This window comes from Paenibacillus sp. BK720 (assembly GCF_011761545.1).
Lineage (GTDB): Bacteria > Bacillota > Bacilli > Paenibacillales > Paenibacillaceae > Pristimantibacillus.
The window spans coordinates 1,238,423-1,250,204 of the sequence record NZ_JAASRQ010000001.1 but is presented as its reverse complement, the minus strand read 5'-3'; the positions used below and the strand labels follow the sequence as shown (position 1 = coordinate 1,250,204).

Here is an 11,782-nt window from a genome sequence, read left to right as displayed (position 1 = left end):
TTTACAACACCTCTCCGCTTGTTACATAGTAATCCGCGTTAACCGCCTGATCAGCCGAACTTTTCCGATTGCCAAAAATCGCTTCCGCCGCGCGGATCGCCTTAAGGCTTGCTTTTGCTTTATTGACCGTCTCCATATATTCGCTCTCCGGAACCGAGTCCCATACGATCCCTGCTCCGCTTTGAACATAAGCTTTGCCGTTCTTGAACACGATGGTCCGGATGGTAATGCACGTATCCAGCGAGCCGCCGAATCCGAGATAACCGATTGCCCCCGCGTAAGCGCCGCGCGCTTCGTTCTCGAGCTCCGCGATAATTTCCATCGCGCGAAGCTTGGGCGCGCCGGATACCGTGCCGGCCGGCAGACAGGACAGGAAGGCATCAAAGAAGTCTTTATCCTCGCGAAGCTTGCCGGATACGTTGGATACGATGTGCATGACATGCGAGTAACGCTCAATCTCCATATAAGAATCGCAGCGTACCGTGCCGAATTCCGATACGCGGCCGATATCGTTGCGCCCAAGGTCAACCAGCATCAGATGCTCCGCCCGTTCCTTCTCGTCGGCGAGCAATTCCACCTCCAGCGCCTTGTCTTCCTCCGGCGTCTTTCCGCGCGGCCTTGTTCCCGCGATCGGACGGGTCTCGATTTTGCGGTCGCCGTTAACCTTTACAAGCGCTTCTGGCGAAGTGCCTACGATCACTTCATCACCCATTTTCAAATAATACATATAAGGGGACGGATTCATCGTGCGAAGCACGCGGTAGACGTGAAGCGGATCAACCTCGGTTTCGATGCTGAAGCGCTGAGACAAGACGACTTGGAAAATATCGCCGGCGCGGATATATTCCTTCGCCTGCTCAACGTTCGAAATAAACTGTTCCTTCGTCAGGTTGGACTTTACATCGCCAAGCTCGGGATCAACCGGGATCGACGAACCCGACGTTACCGGAACCGTAATCGGCTGCTGCACCCGTTCGATCGTAGCTTCGATCTTGGCTACCGCACGGTTATAAGCCTTCTCGATGTCCGCGTTGGTGGCGGCATGAGGGATATGAACATTCCCGATAATTTGCAGCTGCTGCTTGAAGTGATCAAACGCGATGACCTGGTCGCAGAACATAAATTGCAAATCATTCATTTGCAAGTCATCGATGCGGTGTGCCGGGAGGTTCTCGTAATATTGAAGCAGATCGTAACCGAAGTATCCGATCGCGCCTCCCGTAAACGGCGGGAGCTCCGGCAGCGACGGGCTACGGTAGCCGCGAAGTTGAGCCTTTAAGAGCTCAATCGGCTTCTCGTCGAACACTTGCTTCTCACCGTTATGCTCCAGTACCATCTTGCCGTTCTTCCCGTAGAGCATCATGAAAGGATCCGTCCCGATGAATGAATATCTCGCCCATTTCACTCCGCCCTCTACGCTCTCAAGCAGGAACGCGTGCTGCTCCTTCGCAAAATGCTGAAACAGCCTGATTGGTGTTTCCGTATCCGCAAGCATATAGCGTACGATCGGAATAATATTGTATTGGTCGGCCAGCTTCGTTACTTGCTGCAATTCATTTGTCATGGGGGGTTCCTCCTCTTGGTACTCGCTACTTGGTTAGAAGGGCATTAAAAAAGCCCCTGCCGGAAGCAGGGGCGTTGAATGTATAGATGATGACAAATAAGATTGCGAACAAAATAAAGAATAGACCTAAGGCGCACGATAGCGATGCGATCTCCTGCGCTTAGCTGCGATAAACAAGCTCTCTATTCTCAACTGTTCTGCACTCGTCTCTGCTTAACTCATCTCAACTCAACTAAAAGCCTGCTACCTAAGGTGAAACGGCTGCGCCATCCTGTGATGACGGTTAAACGTTTCATTCTAAAACCTGTCTATTAACTTGCTACTCTTCTCTTGCCTTACTATTGTTAGTTCTCAATATACTACCGATTAGGCCTCGCGTCAATCAGGATTTTGACAAATCCGGACGAAGCACGCGCGCGCCGCCAAGATAGACATGGTTAATCTCAGCTTGGGTTTTTTCCGTGTTCAAATGAATCATGAAACGGACGCAGCGCTCAAGACTGCCTTTCACCGGCACTTCCAGCGCGCACATTAAAGGCACCAGATCCCACCCGACCATTTGACGGATCGCAATTGCCGGGAATGTAGCATCCAAGTCTTGCGTAACGGTAATAAACACGCTGGCGACATCATCCGGCACGATATCGTTTTGTTTCACAACCTCTTGCAGCAGCTCAAGCGTTGCCTGCAAAATAGGCTCTTTTTCATTTACGTCAACGGTAATGGCACCGCGAATCCCTCTAACTGTCATCCCTTTTACGCCTCCAGTTTCAATTGCTCAACGATATCCCGTACCCACGCGGACTGAACATCCTTCTTGATTTCCACCTTGCCGACCTCGGTAGGCACAACAAATACCATCGTGCTCTCGCTGAATTTCTTGTCATGCATCATGGCGTCCATAATGGCGTCAACGTCGAAATGCGCCGGAAGCTTCACCGGCAGACCAACCTTGGACAATACCCGCTTCGTGGTGGTATAAACCTCTTCAGGCGCGCCGTAACGCAATCCCAGTCTCGCCGAGCCAATCATGCCGATGGAGATGGCTTCCCCATGCAAAAGCTCGCCGTAGCCGGCTACCGCTTCGAGCGCGTGGCCGATCGTATGGCCAAGGTTCAGAATCGCGCGCAGATCATTCTCGCGCTCATCCTGAGAGACTACGGCTGCCTTTACGCTGCAGCCTTTGTAAAGGGCATATCCAAGCGCATCCGGCTCAAGCGCAAGCAGACGGTCCGCGTTTTCTTCGCACCATGCCGTAAATTCCGCATCCCAGATTAAACCGTGCTTCACAACTTCCGATAAGCCGGCGCTAACATCCCTCGGAGGCAGCGACTGCAGCGTATTCAGATCGTAAAGCACCATCTCGGGCTGATGGAAAGCGCCAATAATGTTTTTCGCAAGCGGATGATTAACCGCAACCTTGCCGCCAACGCTTGAATCATGGGCAAGGATCGTTGTAGGAATCTGTACGAACCTAACGCCGCGCATATAGGAAGCCGCCACGAATCCGGTCAGATCCCCAACAACGCCGCCGCCAAGCGCAACAATCGTCGACTTGCGGTCAAGGCCGGCCTCAAGCGCTTTTGTAACCAGGTTTTCCAGCATCGACAACGATTTGGAGCTCTCGCCCGCAGGAATAACCGCACTGGCGACCGTGAAGCCGCCTTCGCGGAGATTGCTCTTAAGCGGTTCCAAATAGTGCGGGGCAATATGTTCATCCGTAATAATAAGGAGCGGCGATTTCAAGCTGATCTGATGCTTCTTGAAATACGCTGCCGCCTCCTGCAAAAGGCCTTCACCGATATAAATGGGATAAGAGCGTTCGCCTAGCTCAACTTTCAGTTCGCGCATGATCTGTACCATCCTAACTGTTTATATTCCGGGCTTTTGTTATGTAAACATCTTTGCTCATTATAGTACAGGCTCCAGGCTTTGACAAGAAATGCGGCAGCTCTAGCAAATGTAAAAAGGCGGATGCTCAAGCCATTTCTGGCTCTGGCATCCGCCTTTCGGGCGGCTATGGAAAAGCGTTAGCTGTTCACAAAGCGCTTGCTTGTTTCCCGGTCAACCTTCACTGCCATCTGACTCATCAGATTAGGAAGCTGGCGGCTGTCGAGACCGAGAATTTGAGCGCATTCTTGAATGGTTATGATTCCGCTTCGGTAAGCATGAATCACTTGTCGCTTGTCCATCTTCATCCTCCAATAAAAGATCGGTTGCCTTTAGTATTGGAACGGATGGAAATCGCTATACATCAGCCGGTTATTCTTCTGTAGAAGAAGGTGTCTGCCGACTCGAAGCCGTACTGGGATGGAGAGAAAATCTGCTCCGTGCTTCCGACGAACAGAAGTCCTCCGGGCCGAAGAGCGCTTGCGAATTTTTGGTACAATAAGTGCTTGGCTTCTTCCGTGAAATAAATCATTACATTCCGGCAGACGATCAGATCAAAGGAATGATCAAAGGAATCGTGCAGCAGATTCTGCTGCTTAAACGAAATCGCGTTTTTAAGCATGTCCGATACCGCGTACATTCCGTGATCCGGCTGGAAATACTTCTGCCTGTAAGCAGCGGGGACATCCCGCAGGGAACGCTCCAAATACTGCCCTTCCTTCGCTTTTTCCAGCACCACGGAATCCAGGTCAGTCGCCAGCAATGAGGTTTTATGCAGAGCGCCAAGCTCCGACAAAATCATCGCGATCGTGTACGGCTCTTCTCCAGTCGAGCAAGCGGCACTCCATATCTTAAGCTTGTCTCCCCGCCCAAGCATTTCCGGCAGGAAGCGGCTTTGCAGCACTTCCCACCGGTTCGGGTTCCTCCAGAATTCGGACACATTGATGGTCATGCGGTCCAAAAACTCGTTCAGCAGGCTCCGGTCCTGTTCAATGGCTTTCCAATAGGCCTCGAAAGTGTGGTAACCGTGCTTCTGGCGCAGCGTCGTCAAACGACGCTTCATCTGGGCTTCTTTGTACTGCGACAAATCGATATTGGTCTTAGCCTTCATTCTTTGGATAAAAAGATCGAAATCCAGATCCACCGACATGGACGCCTCCTGTTGTAACGACAGCGTTATGTATGGCTTAGATCCAGCGCTGTACGGTATGTTCGTATTCCATGAGCTGCTCGGGCGAGAAGAAATTCGCGATTTCCCTAGCCGCGCTTTCCGGAGAATCCGAGCCGTGAATCAAATTTAAATTCGTATGTACGGCAAAATCCGAACGAATGGTGCCAGGCAGCGCGTCTACCGCATCCGTTTTGCCAATCATGGCACGCGTCAGGGCAATGACGTTATCCCCCTGCCACACCATGGCAAAGACCGGACCGGCTGTAATAAAGTTCAGCAGCGGCTCGTAAAAGGGCTTGCCTTGGTGTTCGGCATAATGGGTTTCTGCAAGTTCTCTGCTTACCACCATAAATTTGGCAGCAACGAGCTTCAGTCCTTTGCGCTCAAACCGCGACACAATCTCACCGATAAGGCCGCGTTGCACACCGTCTGGCTTAATCATCAAAAATGTTCTTTCCATACGCTACCTCCTAAAAAGAATTGTGAAGCAATTCTTGCTTCGTAAGCATTCGCTTAAAAGAATTGTGAAGCAATTCTTGCTTCGTAAGCGCTGCATTCCCTAGTAGTTGCGCTTTCCTACGAAATGCGCAATGTCGATCAGATTCTTCTTCGCCCCGATACCCGGCAAACCCTCTAAAGCGGCCAAAGCTTTTTTGATGTAATCATTCGCCAGCTGGTCAGCGAGCTGAATGCCTTTACTGCTCTTGATCAGCGAAATGGCGGGCTTGGTATCAACATTCCCGTTATGCTCGCGGATAATCCGGATCTGCTCGAGCAGAGGCTCGCGCACCTTGTCATCCTTCAAGGCGAGAATGACGGGCAGCGTAATGTTTCCCTGTCGGATGTCGGAGCCCGGAGGCTTGCCGATCTGCTTCTCGGTGCCGAACAAATCCAGCATGTCGTCACGGATCTGAAAGGTCATCCCAACATTGTAACCGTAACGGTACAAGCGGTTTAGCGTAGACCGATCCGCCCCTGCCGCCGCAGCCCCCAGCTGACAGCTGATTGCGATTAGCAGTGCCGTCTTCCGGCGGATGCGCAGCAAATAATCGCGGATCGTTTGTTCGGTATTGAAGAAATACCGGATTTGCTCCATCTCTCCGATACTCATTTGCACAAGAGATTTCGAGAGCATTTGATGGATAAACGGATCATCCAGCTCTGTTGCTATCGTGAGCGCCCTGCCGAAAATATAATCGCCCGTATACATGGCAATCCGGTTATCCCATTTGGATTTGACGGTTAGTTGGCCGCGCCGCGTCGATGCATCGTCAATGACATCGTCATGCACCAGGGAAGACATATGAATGAGTTCAAGCGGCACCGCTACCTTCGTCAGTTTATCAAGGTCGTATTGGCCGAATTTACCCGAGAGAAGCACAAATACGGGGCGCAGCCGCTTCCCTCCCGCCTTCAGCAGGTGAAGAGACGTCTCGCTAAGCAGCTCATCGCCGAACGAAATGCTTCGTTCCAGCTCTTGCTCGATTCGGGACATATCGCCTTTTAACTTTGCAAAAATGTCTAATAGTTTCATTCTTTCACCTGTTCGGCAGAGATTCTTCTTTATAAAAGTGCAGGTTCACGTCGTGATCGAGCAAGCCAAGCTCACTAGCGTACCGGAAATAAAGCGTAAGGCCTTCCTGCTGCTTTGGTCCAAAGTCGTAATTGAGGCAAGTAAAGTACATTTGCCAATAAGCCGGATCGCCTCCCAGCTGTTTCGTAGCCTTCTCGATAAGCGGCGTTAGATCCGCTGCGCTCTTCTCCTTGCTGGCCGTAAAAGCCTGGAACAACCGCTCGAAGGCTTCCGGTGAACGCTCCACTGCTTCCTTGCGCGCCGCAACAACGGCGTAAGTCATAGCCAATCCCGTCCACTGGTTCCACACTTCGCCAAGATCAATGACGGTCAAACCTTTGTTCTCCCAGGACTCCCGGATCGCAGGATCGCCGATCAGAAGAGCCCCGTCGGCCCATTCCAGCATCCGGTCAAGGTCGGGTTCGGCCGGCTCGTATACGGGGTCAAGCTCGTAATATTTTTTCATTAATATTTTCAGCAGGTTAACCGACGTTGCCGACGTTGTCGTAACGGCAATCCGCTCAGGAGCAGACTGCCCGATCGGTTGTTTAAGGAACAAAAGGATGGAGTTTACCTTTCCCTCCGACCCCACCGATAAATGCGGAAGCAGGACATAATCCTTGTCATTCATCCCGTAAGCAAAGGAAGATACAGCCGCGACTTGTATCTCCCCTTCGCGCAAGAGCCGGTTCAATTCGGCCGGCACCTTCAGCACAATCTCAATGCCGGCTTGCTCAGTACTATCTTCCAAATAGTGAAAAAGCGGCCATGCATTCGCATAATCAATCCGGCCGACGCGGAGCGGATTCAGTCTGCCCGTCATGTAAGGTCATCTCCCCATCTTCTGAATAATTGATGCTCGATCGACATGCTATCGAGCACTTTGCCGACAAGGAAATTAATCATTTCGTCCATGGATTGCGGTTTATAATAAAAGGCCGGCATTGCCGGAATGATTCTTACCCCAAGCCGAGCAAGCGTAAGCATGTTCTCCAAATGAATGGCATGCAGCGGCGTCTCGCGCGGAACAATAATAAGCTTGCGCCCTTCCTTCAGCATGACATCCGCCGCTCGGGTCAGCAAATCGTCCGAAATTCCTCGCGCCATCGAGGCGAGTGAGCCCATCGAGCAAGGCACAATCGCCATGCCTTCAACCTGGAACGAGCCGCTTGCGATGCTAGCGCCGATATCGGCATTCGGATGAAAGACCAATCGGCCGGCAGTCACGGCTTCACCGAACCGCTGCTCCAGCGCGGCTTGACGCCGCGTTGTATCCCAGCCAAGCTCTTCCTTCAATACCCGCCAGCCCGCTTCGGTCACGACGACATGGACAAGGTAATTCGCCTGAAGCAATTCTTCGATCAGCCGGATTCCGTAGATCGCCCCGCTTGCCCCGGTTATCCCGACTACCCAGCGTTTAGGTCTTGTTGCACCGTTTGATTCTACCATTGGTGCACCACCAGCAGATCGAACATTGCAAATACGAACAAAACCACGCTGAGCGTCCCGTTCATGCCGAAGAAGGCAATTTGCACGCGTGACAGATCATTCGGCCTTACCAGCCAGTGCTGATAGAAGAGCATCAGAATCGATGCGATTGTGCCAATGAGGTATACCCAGCTCAGTTCGGTCATCCAGAACAAAGCGAAGAAACCGATAGCAGTTACGACATGGAAGCCTCTAGCGATCCACAAAGCACCGGAGAGACCAAAGCGCGCCGGAATCGAATGCAGGCCTTTATCGCGGTCGTATTCGTAATCCTGAGTCGCGTATACGATATCGAAGCCCGCGATCCAAAGGGCAACGGTGAAATACAGTACCCATGCCGCGGCATTCAGGGAACCCGTTACGGCGACCCAGCCCCCAAGCGGAGACAAGCCGATCGTAAGGCCAAGGAACAAATGGCAGAGCCAGGTGATTCTTTTCATATAAGAATACAGAACCAGCATCACAACCGCAATCGGCATCAGCTTCATGGCAATAGGATCCAGGTTTGCCGCTGCTATAAACAACAAGCCGAAAGATACGATAATAAATAAAATGACCTCGAACGATTTCAATAAGCCTGCCGGCAACGCCCGCTGCGCCGTTCTTGGGTTAGCCTTGTCGATGGCTTTGTCAATGACCCGGTTAAGGCTCATGGCCGCGCTGCGTGCACCTACCATCGCAAGCGCAATCCAGCCAATCTCCCCCCATGTAGGCAATTGCTTCTCAACCGCTAACGTGCCAAGAACAGCGCCCAGAAAGGCGAACGGAAGAGCGAATACGGAATGTTCAAATTTTATCATTTCCAAAATAATGCGTAGTTTGCGAATCATTGCTGCGATTTCTCCTTTGTACCGATGTGAAGCGCGGCGATTCCTCCGGTCAGCGGATAGGCTTGTACTTCACGGAGTCCGGCTTGCCGAAATAGTTCGGATAACTGGTTGGCGTCAGGGAAAAGCTTCAGGGAATCCGGAAGCCACTTGTATTCGTCAAAGCGCTTCGCCACCCATTTGCCGATCATCGGCAGCATCCGTTCGAAGTATAAGTAATACATTCCCTTGAACGGCTGCCACAACGGCTTCGACAGCTCGAGGCATACCACCTTGCCGCCAGGCTTCACAACCCGTTCCATTTCCTTCAGCACCTGCAGATAATCCGGAACGTTGCGTAGACCAAAGCCAATCGTAACGAAATCAAAGGAGTTGTCGGCAAAAGGCAGCTCCATTGCGTTGCCCTGTACAAGCGTAACCTGCTCATTCAGGCCTTCACCCTTCACCTTGACGGCACCAACGTCCAGCATGTTCTGGCTGAAGTCGAGACCCGTAATTTGTCCGGTACCGCTCGCTTTCGCAAGCGCTATCGTCCAGTCGCATGTACCGCAGCACAAATCGAGCGCCGTCTGCCCCTGCCGCACGCTCATCTTGCGCATCGTAAACTTCCGCCAAGCCTTATGCCTGCGGAAGCTGAGCAGATCGTTCATCATATCGTATTTGGGAGCTATGTTCTCGAAAAGCGCATGCACATGTTCTTTCGAGCTGGAGCCTGAACTTGATTCAGAGCTTGTGTTTGCATTCATCTGTGTTATCCCTCGTTTCGTTAGGCCCTGCTATGGGCTGCCATCTTCTCCAGGAAGGAATCCGCCAATTCCTGAATCACATTCTTCAGCTGGTCGGACTCCAGCTTTGCTGCCGTACTGCGGAGATTGTCCGCAGCAGCCTTCAGCTTGGAGACCAGTCTTCCTTGAAGCTCGTATTTGCCCCGCAGATCGTAAATAAAGGAATGCTCCGTCTTCCGGGATAGGCTTTGCTGTTCTTCCGGCGTGCCTTCCTGCATGACATGCCAATAAGCCCAGCTTTGATAAAACCGGGATGGTGAATCAAAACGATTCATTTCATCCAAAACCGTCTCGCAACGGCTCACATCCTCCAGCATTTCAGGCCATAGCTTTACGAACGCGCCTTCCATCATTCCGCTGAAAAACTGGAACATCTCGCTCTTCAGCTCCGTCAGCTTGTTCAAATACTCTTCAGCCTTGAGCTGCGATTGCTGCATCTTCGTATAAAGATCCATCTTCAATCGGTTAACTTCGCATACCGCAGCGCTGATCTTGGATACCATGCCGATGTGCCCGGCTTGAGACAAAAGCTGATAGAAACGGCTGCTGAAATAATCGCCGGCCAGTACCTTCAGCTGCCTCGACCTCATCTCGCTCTCAGAGCGCCGGGTTTCCTCCGTGTCTATCAGGTCATGCGTATCCATTCCCAGCTGTACCAGCGATACCACCAGCGAGTAGAGCTCGCTATTAGGCTCCAGGGTTTCATGCTCGCTCAACACGGCATGAAGCAGCCTTAGCCTCGGGTCGGGAAAAGCAGGCAGCTCGGTGTAAGTTTGAATCATGTCATACTCGACATACTTGGATGCGAGTTCGTTGATACGATAAGGTTTCATGGGGTAAGCCTCCGAACAGATATTGCCGCTAAATAATCTAAACTATTATAGCACAACTTTAGGTCATGAGCATACGAAACAAGCTTCCAAGGTCAAATTGTTCATTATTTAGCTACAACTCCGTCAGGAAGATGGAAGGGGCGAGGTAGAATAGGTATCAATTGGTCCCAGCCTGTCTTCCAGCAGGGAGGTATACGCGATTCTCAGTCGCTTCCTCCACAGCTCGTCATGAAGCGGATCGGCGTCGCTTATTTCGTTAAAATTCTCTCCAAGCCAATTGTCGGTCCTCCGGACATCGGCCGCAAACAGCAGCTGACCGCCCGCTTTGGCGTCGACATAGCGGATCAGCAGCCGGTTCACGTTTTCCGTTTGCGTGAATGAAAGCCGGATCAGCTTCTCCATATCTTTATACCAACGGTCGGTCTGCTTCTCGTCGTCGGCCCGCATTTCAACCGTCAGCACCGCCTGGGTCCACTGTACTTTGCCTACTCTTCCCGTCAACTGCAGGCTGACGATGGCATCAACCAGATTACGGCTTGTCAGCCTTTTCATCTCGGAGGGATGAAAGACGGCCACCTCGCCTCTTCCCCTCTCCGGACCAATTCCGGAATGAGGCATTAGGCCGATTACCGCCGTTACCGCAAGCGCCGCGCCAAGCGACGTCAAATATGCCTTTCGCATAACGGAATCCTCCCTCCGCTCTAGTAAACGCACTAAAAATCCCCTATACCCCATTTTACAACCGATGCTGCCAAGCTATGCACAAAAAAACTCCCAGCACGCATTTTCTGCGTGAGGGAGTTTGTCCGATCAATTCTATTACTGGTCTGTATCCACCGTACCGTGCTTGGTCATGACGGAAGCTTTGCCGCGGATTTTAACTGCCGATGTATGATCCGTAAATTGAACGATCAAGATTTCATTCTTGTCCAGCTTCTCCGTATGATGGAACTTGGTATCCTGACCACGCGTGAGGCCGATCACCTGAACGCCCTGATCCTTCGCTTTGATAACGATGTAATCGCCTTGATTCGGCTCCATCTTAACCCTCCTAAAATGAATCATCACTCAATTTGCCATGTTGTGGCTTATTGTGAGGACTTCATTGCTTCGAAAAAGCATTTGCCGTGCAGCGCCTTCGTCTGCTCTAGCATCCTATTGCTGGGCTCGATTATACTATAGACCGGCTTCGACATGCAAGACTTGGCAGCTGGTCAAAAACGAAAGCGCCCGAACGCGTTGGCGTCCGGGCGCTATACAAAAGCAATTAATTGGAAACGAGGTCTTTAAGAGATTTACCAGGCTTGAAAGCAGGCATTTTGCTTGCAGCGATATCAATCTCTTCGCCTGTTTGCGGATTGCGTCCTTTACGGGCTTGGCGTTCGCGAACTTCAAAGTTACCGAAGCCAACCAGTTGCACTTTGTCTCCGCTTTGAAGGGCATCGGAGATGGCTTCGAATACGGCATCAACCGCTTTCGTTGCATCCTTCTTCGACAGATCGGACAGTTCAGCCACTTTGTTAATCAAATCGGTTTTGTTCATTTGTTTCACCTCCCCTAAAGGCAAATGAAGAGTCATCTTATCCCTCTTATTTACTGAAAACTTGAAAAATATACCTCGACCTCAAACAAACTTATAGTAATACAGCCG

At 51.4% G+C, this 11,782-nt stretch carries 15 protein-coding genes; all 15 read right to left on the bottom strand.

The annotated features are described in order from the left end of the window. Position 1: 1 nt before the first annotated feature. The 15 genes from trpE to FHT67_RS05540 all read right to left on the bottom strand — a co-directional run bounded on the left by trpE (position 2) and on the right by FHT67_RS05540 (position 11,674). On the bottom strand, positions 2-1,564 hold the full coding sequence (gene trpE, locus FHT67_RS05610) for an anthranilate synthase component I (RefSeq protein WP_132304716.1): 1,563 nt from the start codon (positions 1,562-1,564) through the stop codon (positions 2-4). Positions 1,565-1,946: 382 nt separating this feature from the next. Next, positions 1,947-2,315: a chorismate mutase gene (gene aroH / locus FHT67_RS05605; RefSeq protein ID WP_132304714.1), complete on the bottom strand. Its 369-nt coding sequence runs from the start codon at positions 2,313-2,315 to the stop codon at positions 1,947-1,949. 5 nt (positions 2,316-2,320) lie between these two features. Continuing rightward, positions 2,321-3,415 (bottom strand): 3-dehydroquinate synthase, encoded by a 1,095-nt coding sequence (gene aroB / locus FHT67_RS05600; RefSeq protein WP_167196289.1) that lies wholly within the window; start codon positions 3,413-3,415, stop codon positions 2,321-2,323. 179 nt (positions 3,416-3,594) lie between these two features. Continuing rightward, positions 3,595-3,756 (bottom strand): hypothetical protein, encoded by a 162-nt coding sequence (locus tag FHT67_RS05595; RefSeq protein WP_165930582.1) that lies wholly within the window; start codon positions 3,754-3,756, stop codon positions 3,595-3,597. 62 nt (positions 3,757-3,818) lie between these two features. Next, positions 3,819-4,604: a CheR family methyltransferase gene (locus FHT67_RS05590; RefSeq protein ID WP_132304710.1), complete on the bottom strand. Its 786-nt coding sequence runs from the start codon at positions 4,602-4,604 to the stop codon at positions 3,819-3,821. 37 nt (positions 4,605-4,641) lie between these two features. Continuing rightward, entirely contained in the window at positions 4,642-5,085 is a 444-nt protein-coding gene (gene ndk / locus FHT67_RS05585; protein WP_132304708.1) for a nucleoside-diphosphate kinase, read from the bottom strand. 99 nt (positions 5,086-5,184) lie between these two features. Beyond that, the gene (locus tag FHT67_RS05580) at positions 5,185-6,159 is read right to left on the bottom strand and encodes a polyprenyl synthetase family protein (protein WP_167196286.1); all 975 of its coding nucleotides are present in this window, start codon (positions 6,157-6,159) and stop codon (positions 5,185-5,187) included. Positions 6,160-6,163: 4 nt separating this feature from the next. Then, positions 6,164-7,021, bottom strand: a complete 858-nt coding sequence (locus FHT67_RS05575; protein ID WP_132304704.1) for a menaquinone biosynthesis protein — start codon at positions 7,019-7,021, stop codon at positions 6,164-6,166. After that, entirely contained in the window at positions 7,018-7,647 is a 630-nt protein-coding gene (locus FHT67_RS05570; RefSeq protein ID WP_167196283.1) for a UbiX family flavin prenyltransferase, read from the bottom strand. Before FHT67_RS05570 ends, FHT67_RS05575 begins: the two co-directional genes overlap by 4 nt. Further along, positions 7,641-8,516 carry a UbiA-like polyprenyltransferase gene (locus tag FHT67_RS05565; protein WP_167196280.1) on the bottom strand — a complete coding sequence of 292 codons (876 nt, stop codon included), beginning with the start codon at positions 8,514-8,516 and terminating at the stop codon, positions 7,641-7,643. The genes FHT67_RS05570 and FHT67_RS05565 overlap by 7 nt, the downstream gene beginning before the upstream one ends. After that, positions 8,513-9,259 carry a demethylmenaquinone methyltransferase gene (locus FHT67_RS05560; RefSeq protein WP_132304698.1) on the bottom strand — a complete coding sequence of 249 codons (747 nt, stop codon included), beginning with the start codon at positions 9,257-9,259 and terminating at the stop codon, positions 8,513-8,515. Before FHT67_RS05560 ends, FHT67_RS05565 begins: the two co-directional genes overlap by 4 nt. Before the next feature lie 20 nt (positions 9,260-9,279). Beyond that, on the bottom strand, positions 9,280-10,131 hold the full coding sequence (locus FHT67_RS05555; protein WP_132304696.1) for a heptaprenyl diphosphate synthase component 1: 852 nt from the start codon (positions 10,129-10,131) through the stop codon (positions 9,280-9,282). 123 nt (positions 10,132-10,254) lie between these two features. Then, entirely contained in the window at positions 10,255-10,812 is a 558-nt protein-coding gene (locus FHT67_RS05550) for a hypothetical protein (protein ID WP_132304694.1), read from the bottom strand. Positions 10,813-10,950: 138 nt separating this feature from the next. Further along, a complete protein-coding gene (gene mtrB / locus FHT67_RS05545; protein WP_132304692.1) occupies positions 10,951-11,172 on the bottom strand; it encodes a trp RNA-binding attenuation protein MtrB in 222 nt (73 codons plus the stop codon). A 226-nt stretch (positions 11,173-11,398) separates the two neighbouring features. Then, entirely contained in the window at positions 11,399-11,674 is a 276-nt protein-coding gene (locus FHT67_RS05540) for an HU family DNA-binding protein (protein WP_127494178.1), read from the bottom strand. Positions 11,675-11,782: the final 108 nt, after the last annotated feature.

Excerpts from the sequence above, each read along its gene's own strand:
- FHT67_RS05590 (WP_132304710.1), bottom strand. The coding sequence starts at position 4,604 with ATGTCGGTGGATCTGGATTTCGATCTTTTTATCCAAAGAATGAAGGCT.
- trpE (WP_132304716.1), bottom strand. The coding sequence starts at position 1,564 with ATGACAAATGAATTGCAGCAAGTAACGAAGCTGGCCGACCAATACAAT.
- FHT67_RS05595 (WP_165930582.1), bottom strand. The coding sequence starts at position 3,756 with ATGGACAAGCGACAAGTGATTCATGCTTACCGAAGCGGAATCATAACC.
- aroB (WP_167196289.1), bottom strand. The coding sequence starts at position 3,415 with ATGCGCGAACTGAAAGTTGAGCTAGGCGAACGCTCTTATCCCATTTAT.
- FHT67_RS05565 (WP_167196280.1), bottom strand. The coding sequence starts at position 8,516 with ATGATTCGCAAACTACGCATTATTTTGGAAATGATAAAATTTGAACAT.
- FHT67_RS05540 (WP_127494178.1), bottom strand. The coding sequence starts at position 11,674 with ATGAACAAAACCGATTTGATTAACAAAGTGGCTGAACTGTCCGATCTG.
- FHT67_RS05550 (WP_132304694.1), bottom strand. The coding sequence starts at position 10,812 with ATGCGAAAGGCATATTTGACGTCGCTTGGCGCGGCGCTTGCGGTAACG.
- FHT67_RS05560 (WP_132304698.1), bottom strand. The coding sequence starts at position 9,259 with ATGAATGCAAACACAAGCTCTGAATCAAGTTCAGGCTCCAGCTCGAAA.
- FHT67_RS05580 (WP_167196286.1), bottom strand. The coding sequence starts at position 6,159 with ATGAAACTATTAGACATTTTTGCAAAGTTAAAAGGCGATATGTCCCGA.
- ndk (WP_132304708.1), bottom strand. The coding sequence starts at position 5,085 with ATGGAAAGAACATTTTTGATGATTAAGCCAGACGGTGTGCAACGCGGC.
- FHT67_RS05555 (WP_132304696.1), bottom strand. The coding sequence starts at position 10,131 with ATGAAACCTTATCGTATCAACGAACTCGCATCCAAGTATGTCGAGTAT.
- FHT67_RS05570 (WP_167196283.1), bottom strand. The coding sequence starts at position 7,647 with ATGGTAGAATCAAACGGTGCAACAAGACCTAAACGCTGGGTAGTCGGG.
- aroH (WP_132304714.1), bottom strand. The coding sequence starts at position 2,315 with ATGACAGTTAGAGGGATTCGCGGTGCCATTACCGTTGACGTAAATGAA.
- mtrB (WP_132304692.1), bottom strand. The coding sequence starts at position 11,172 with ATGGAGCCGAATCAAGGCGATTACATCGTTATCAAAGCGAAGGATCAG.
- FHT67_RS05575 (WP_132304704.1), bottom strand. The coding sequence starts at position 7,021 with ATGACGGGCAGACTGAATCCGCTCCGCGTCGGCCGGATTGATTATGCG.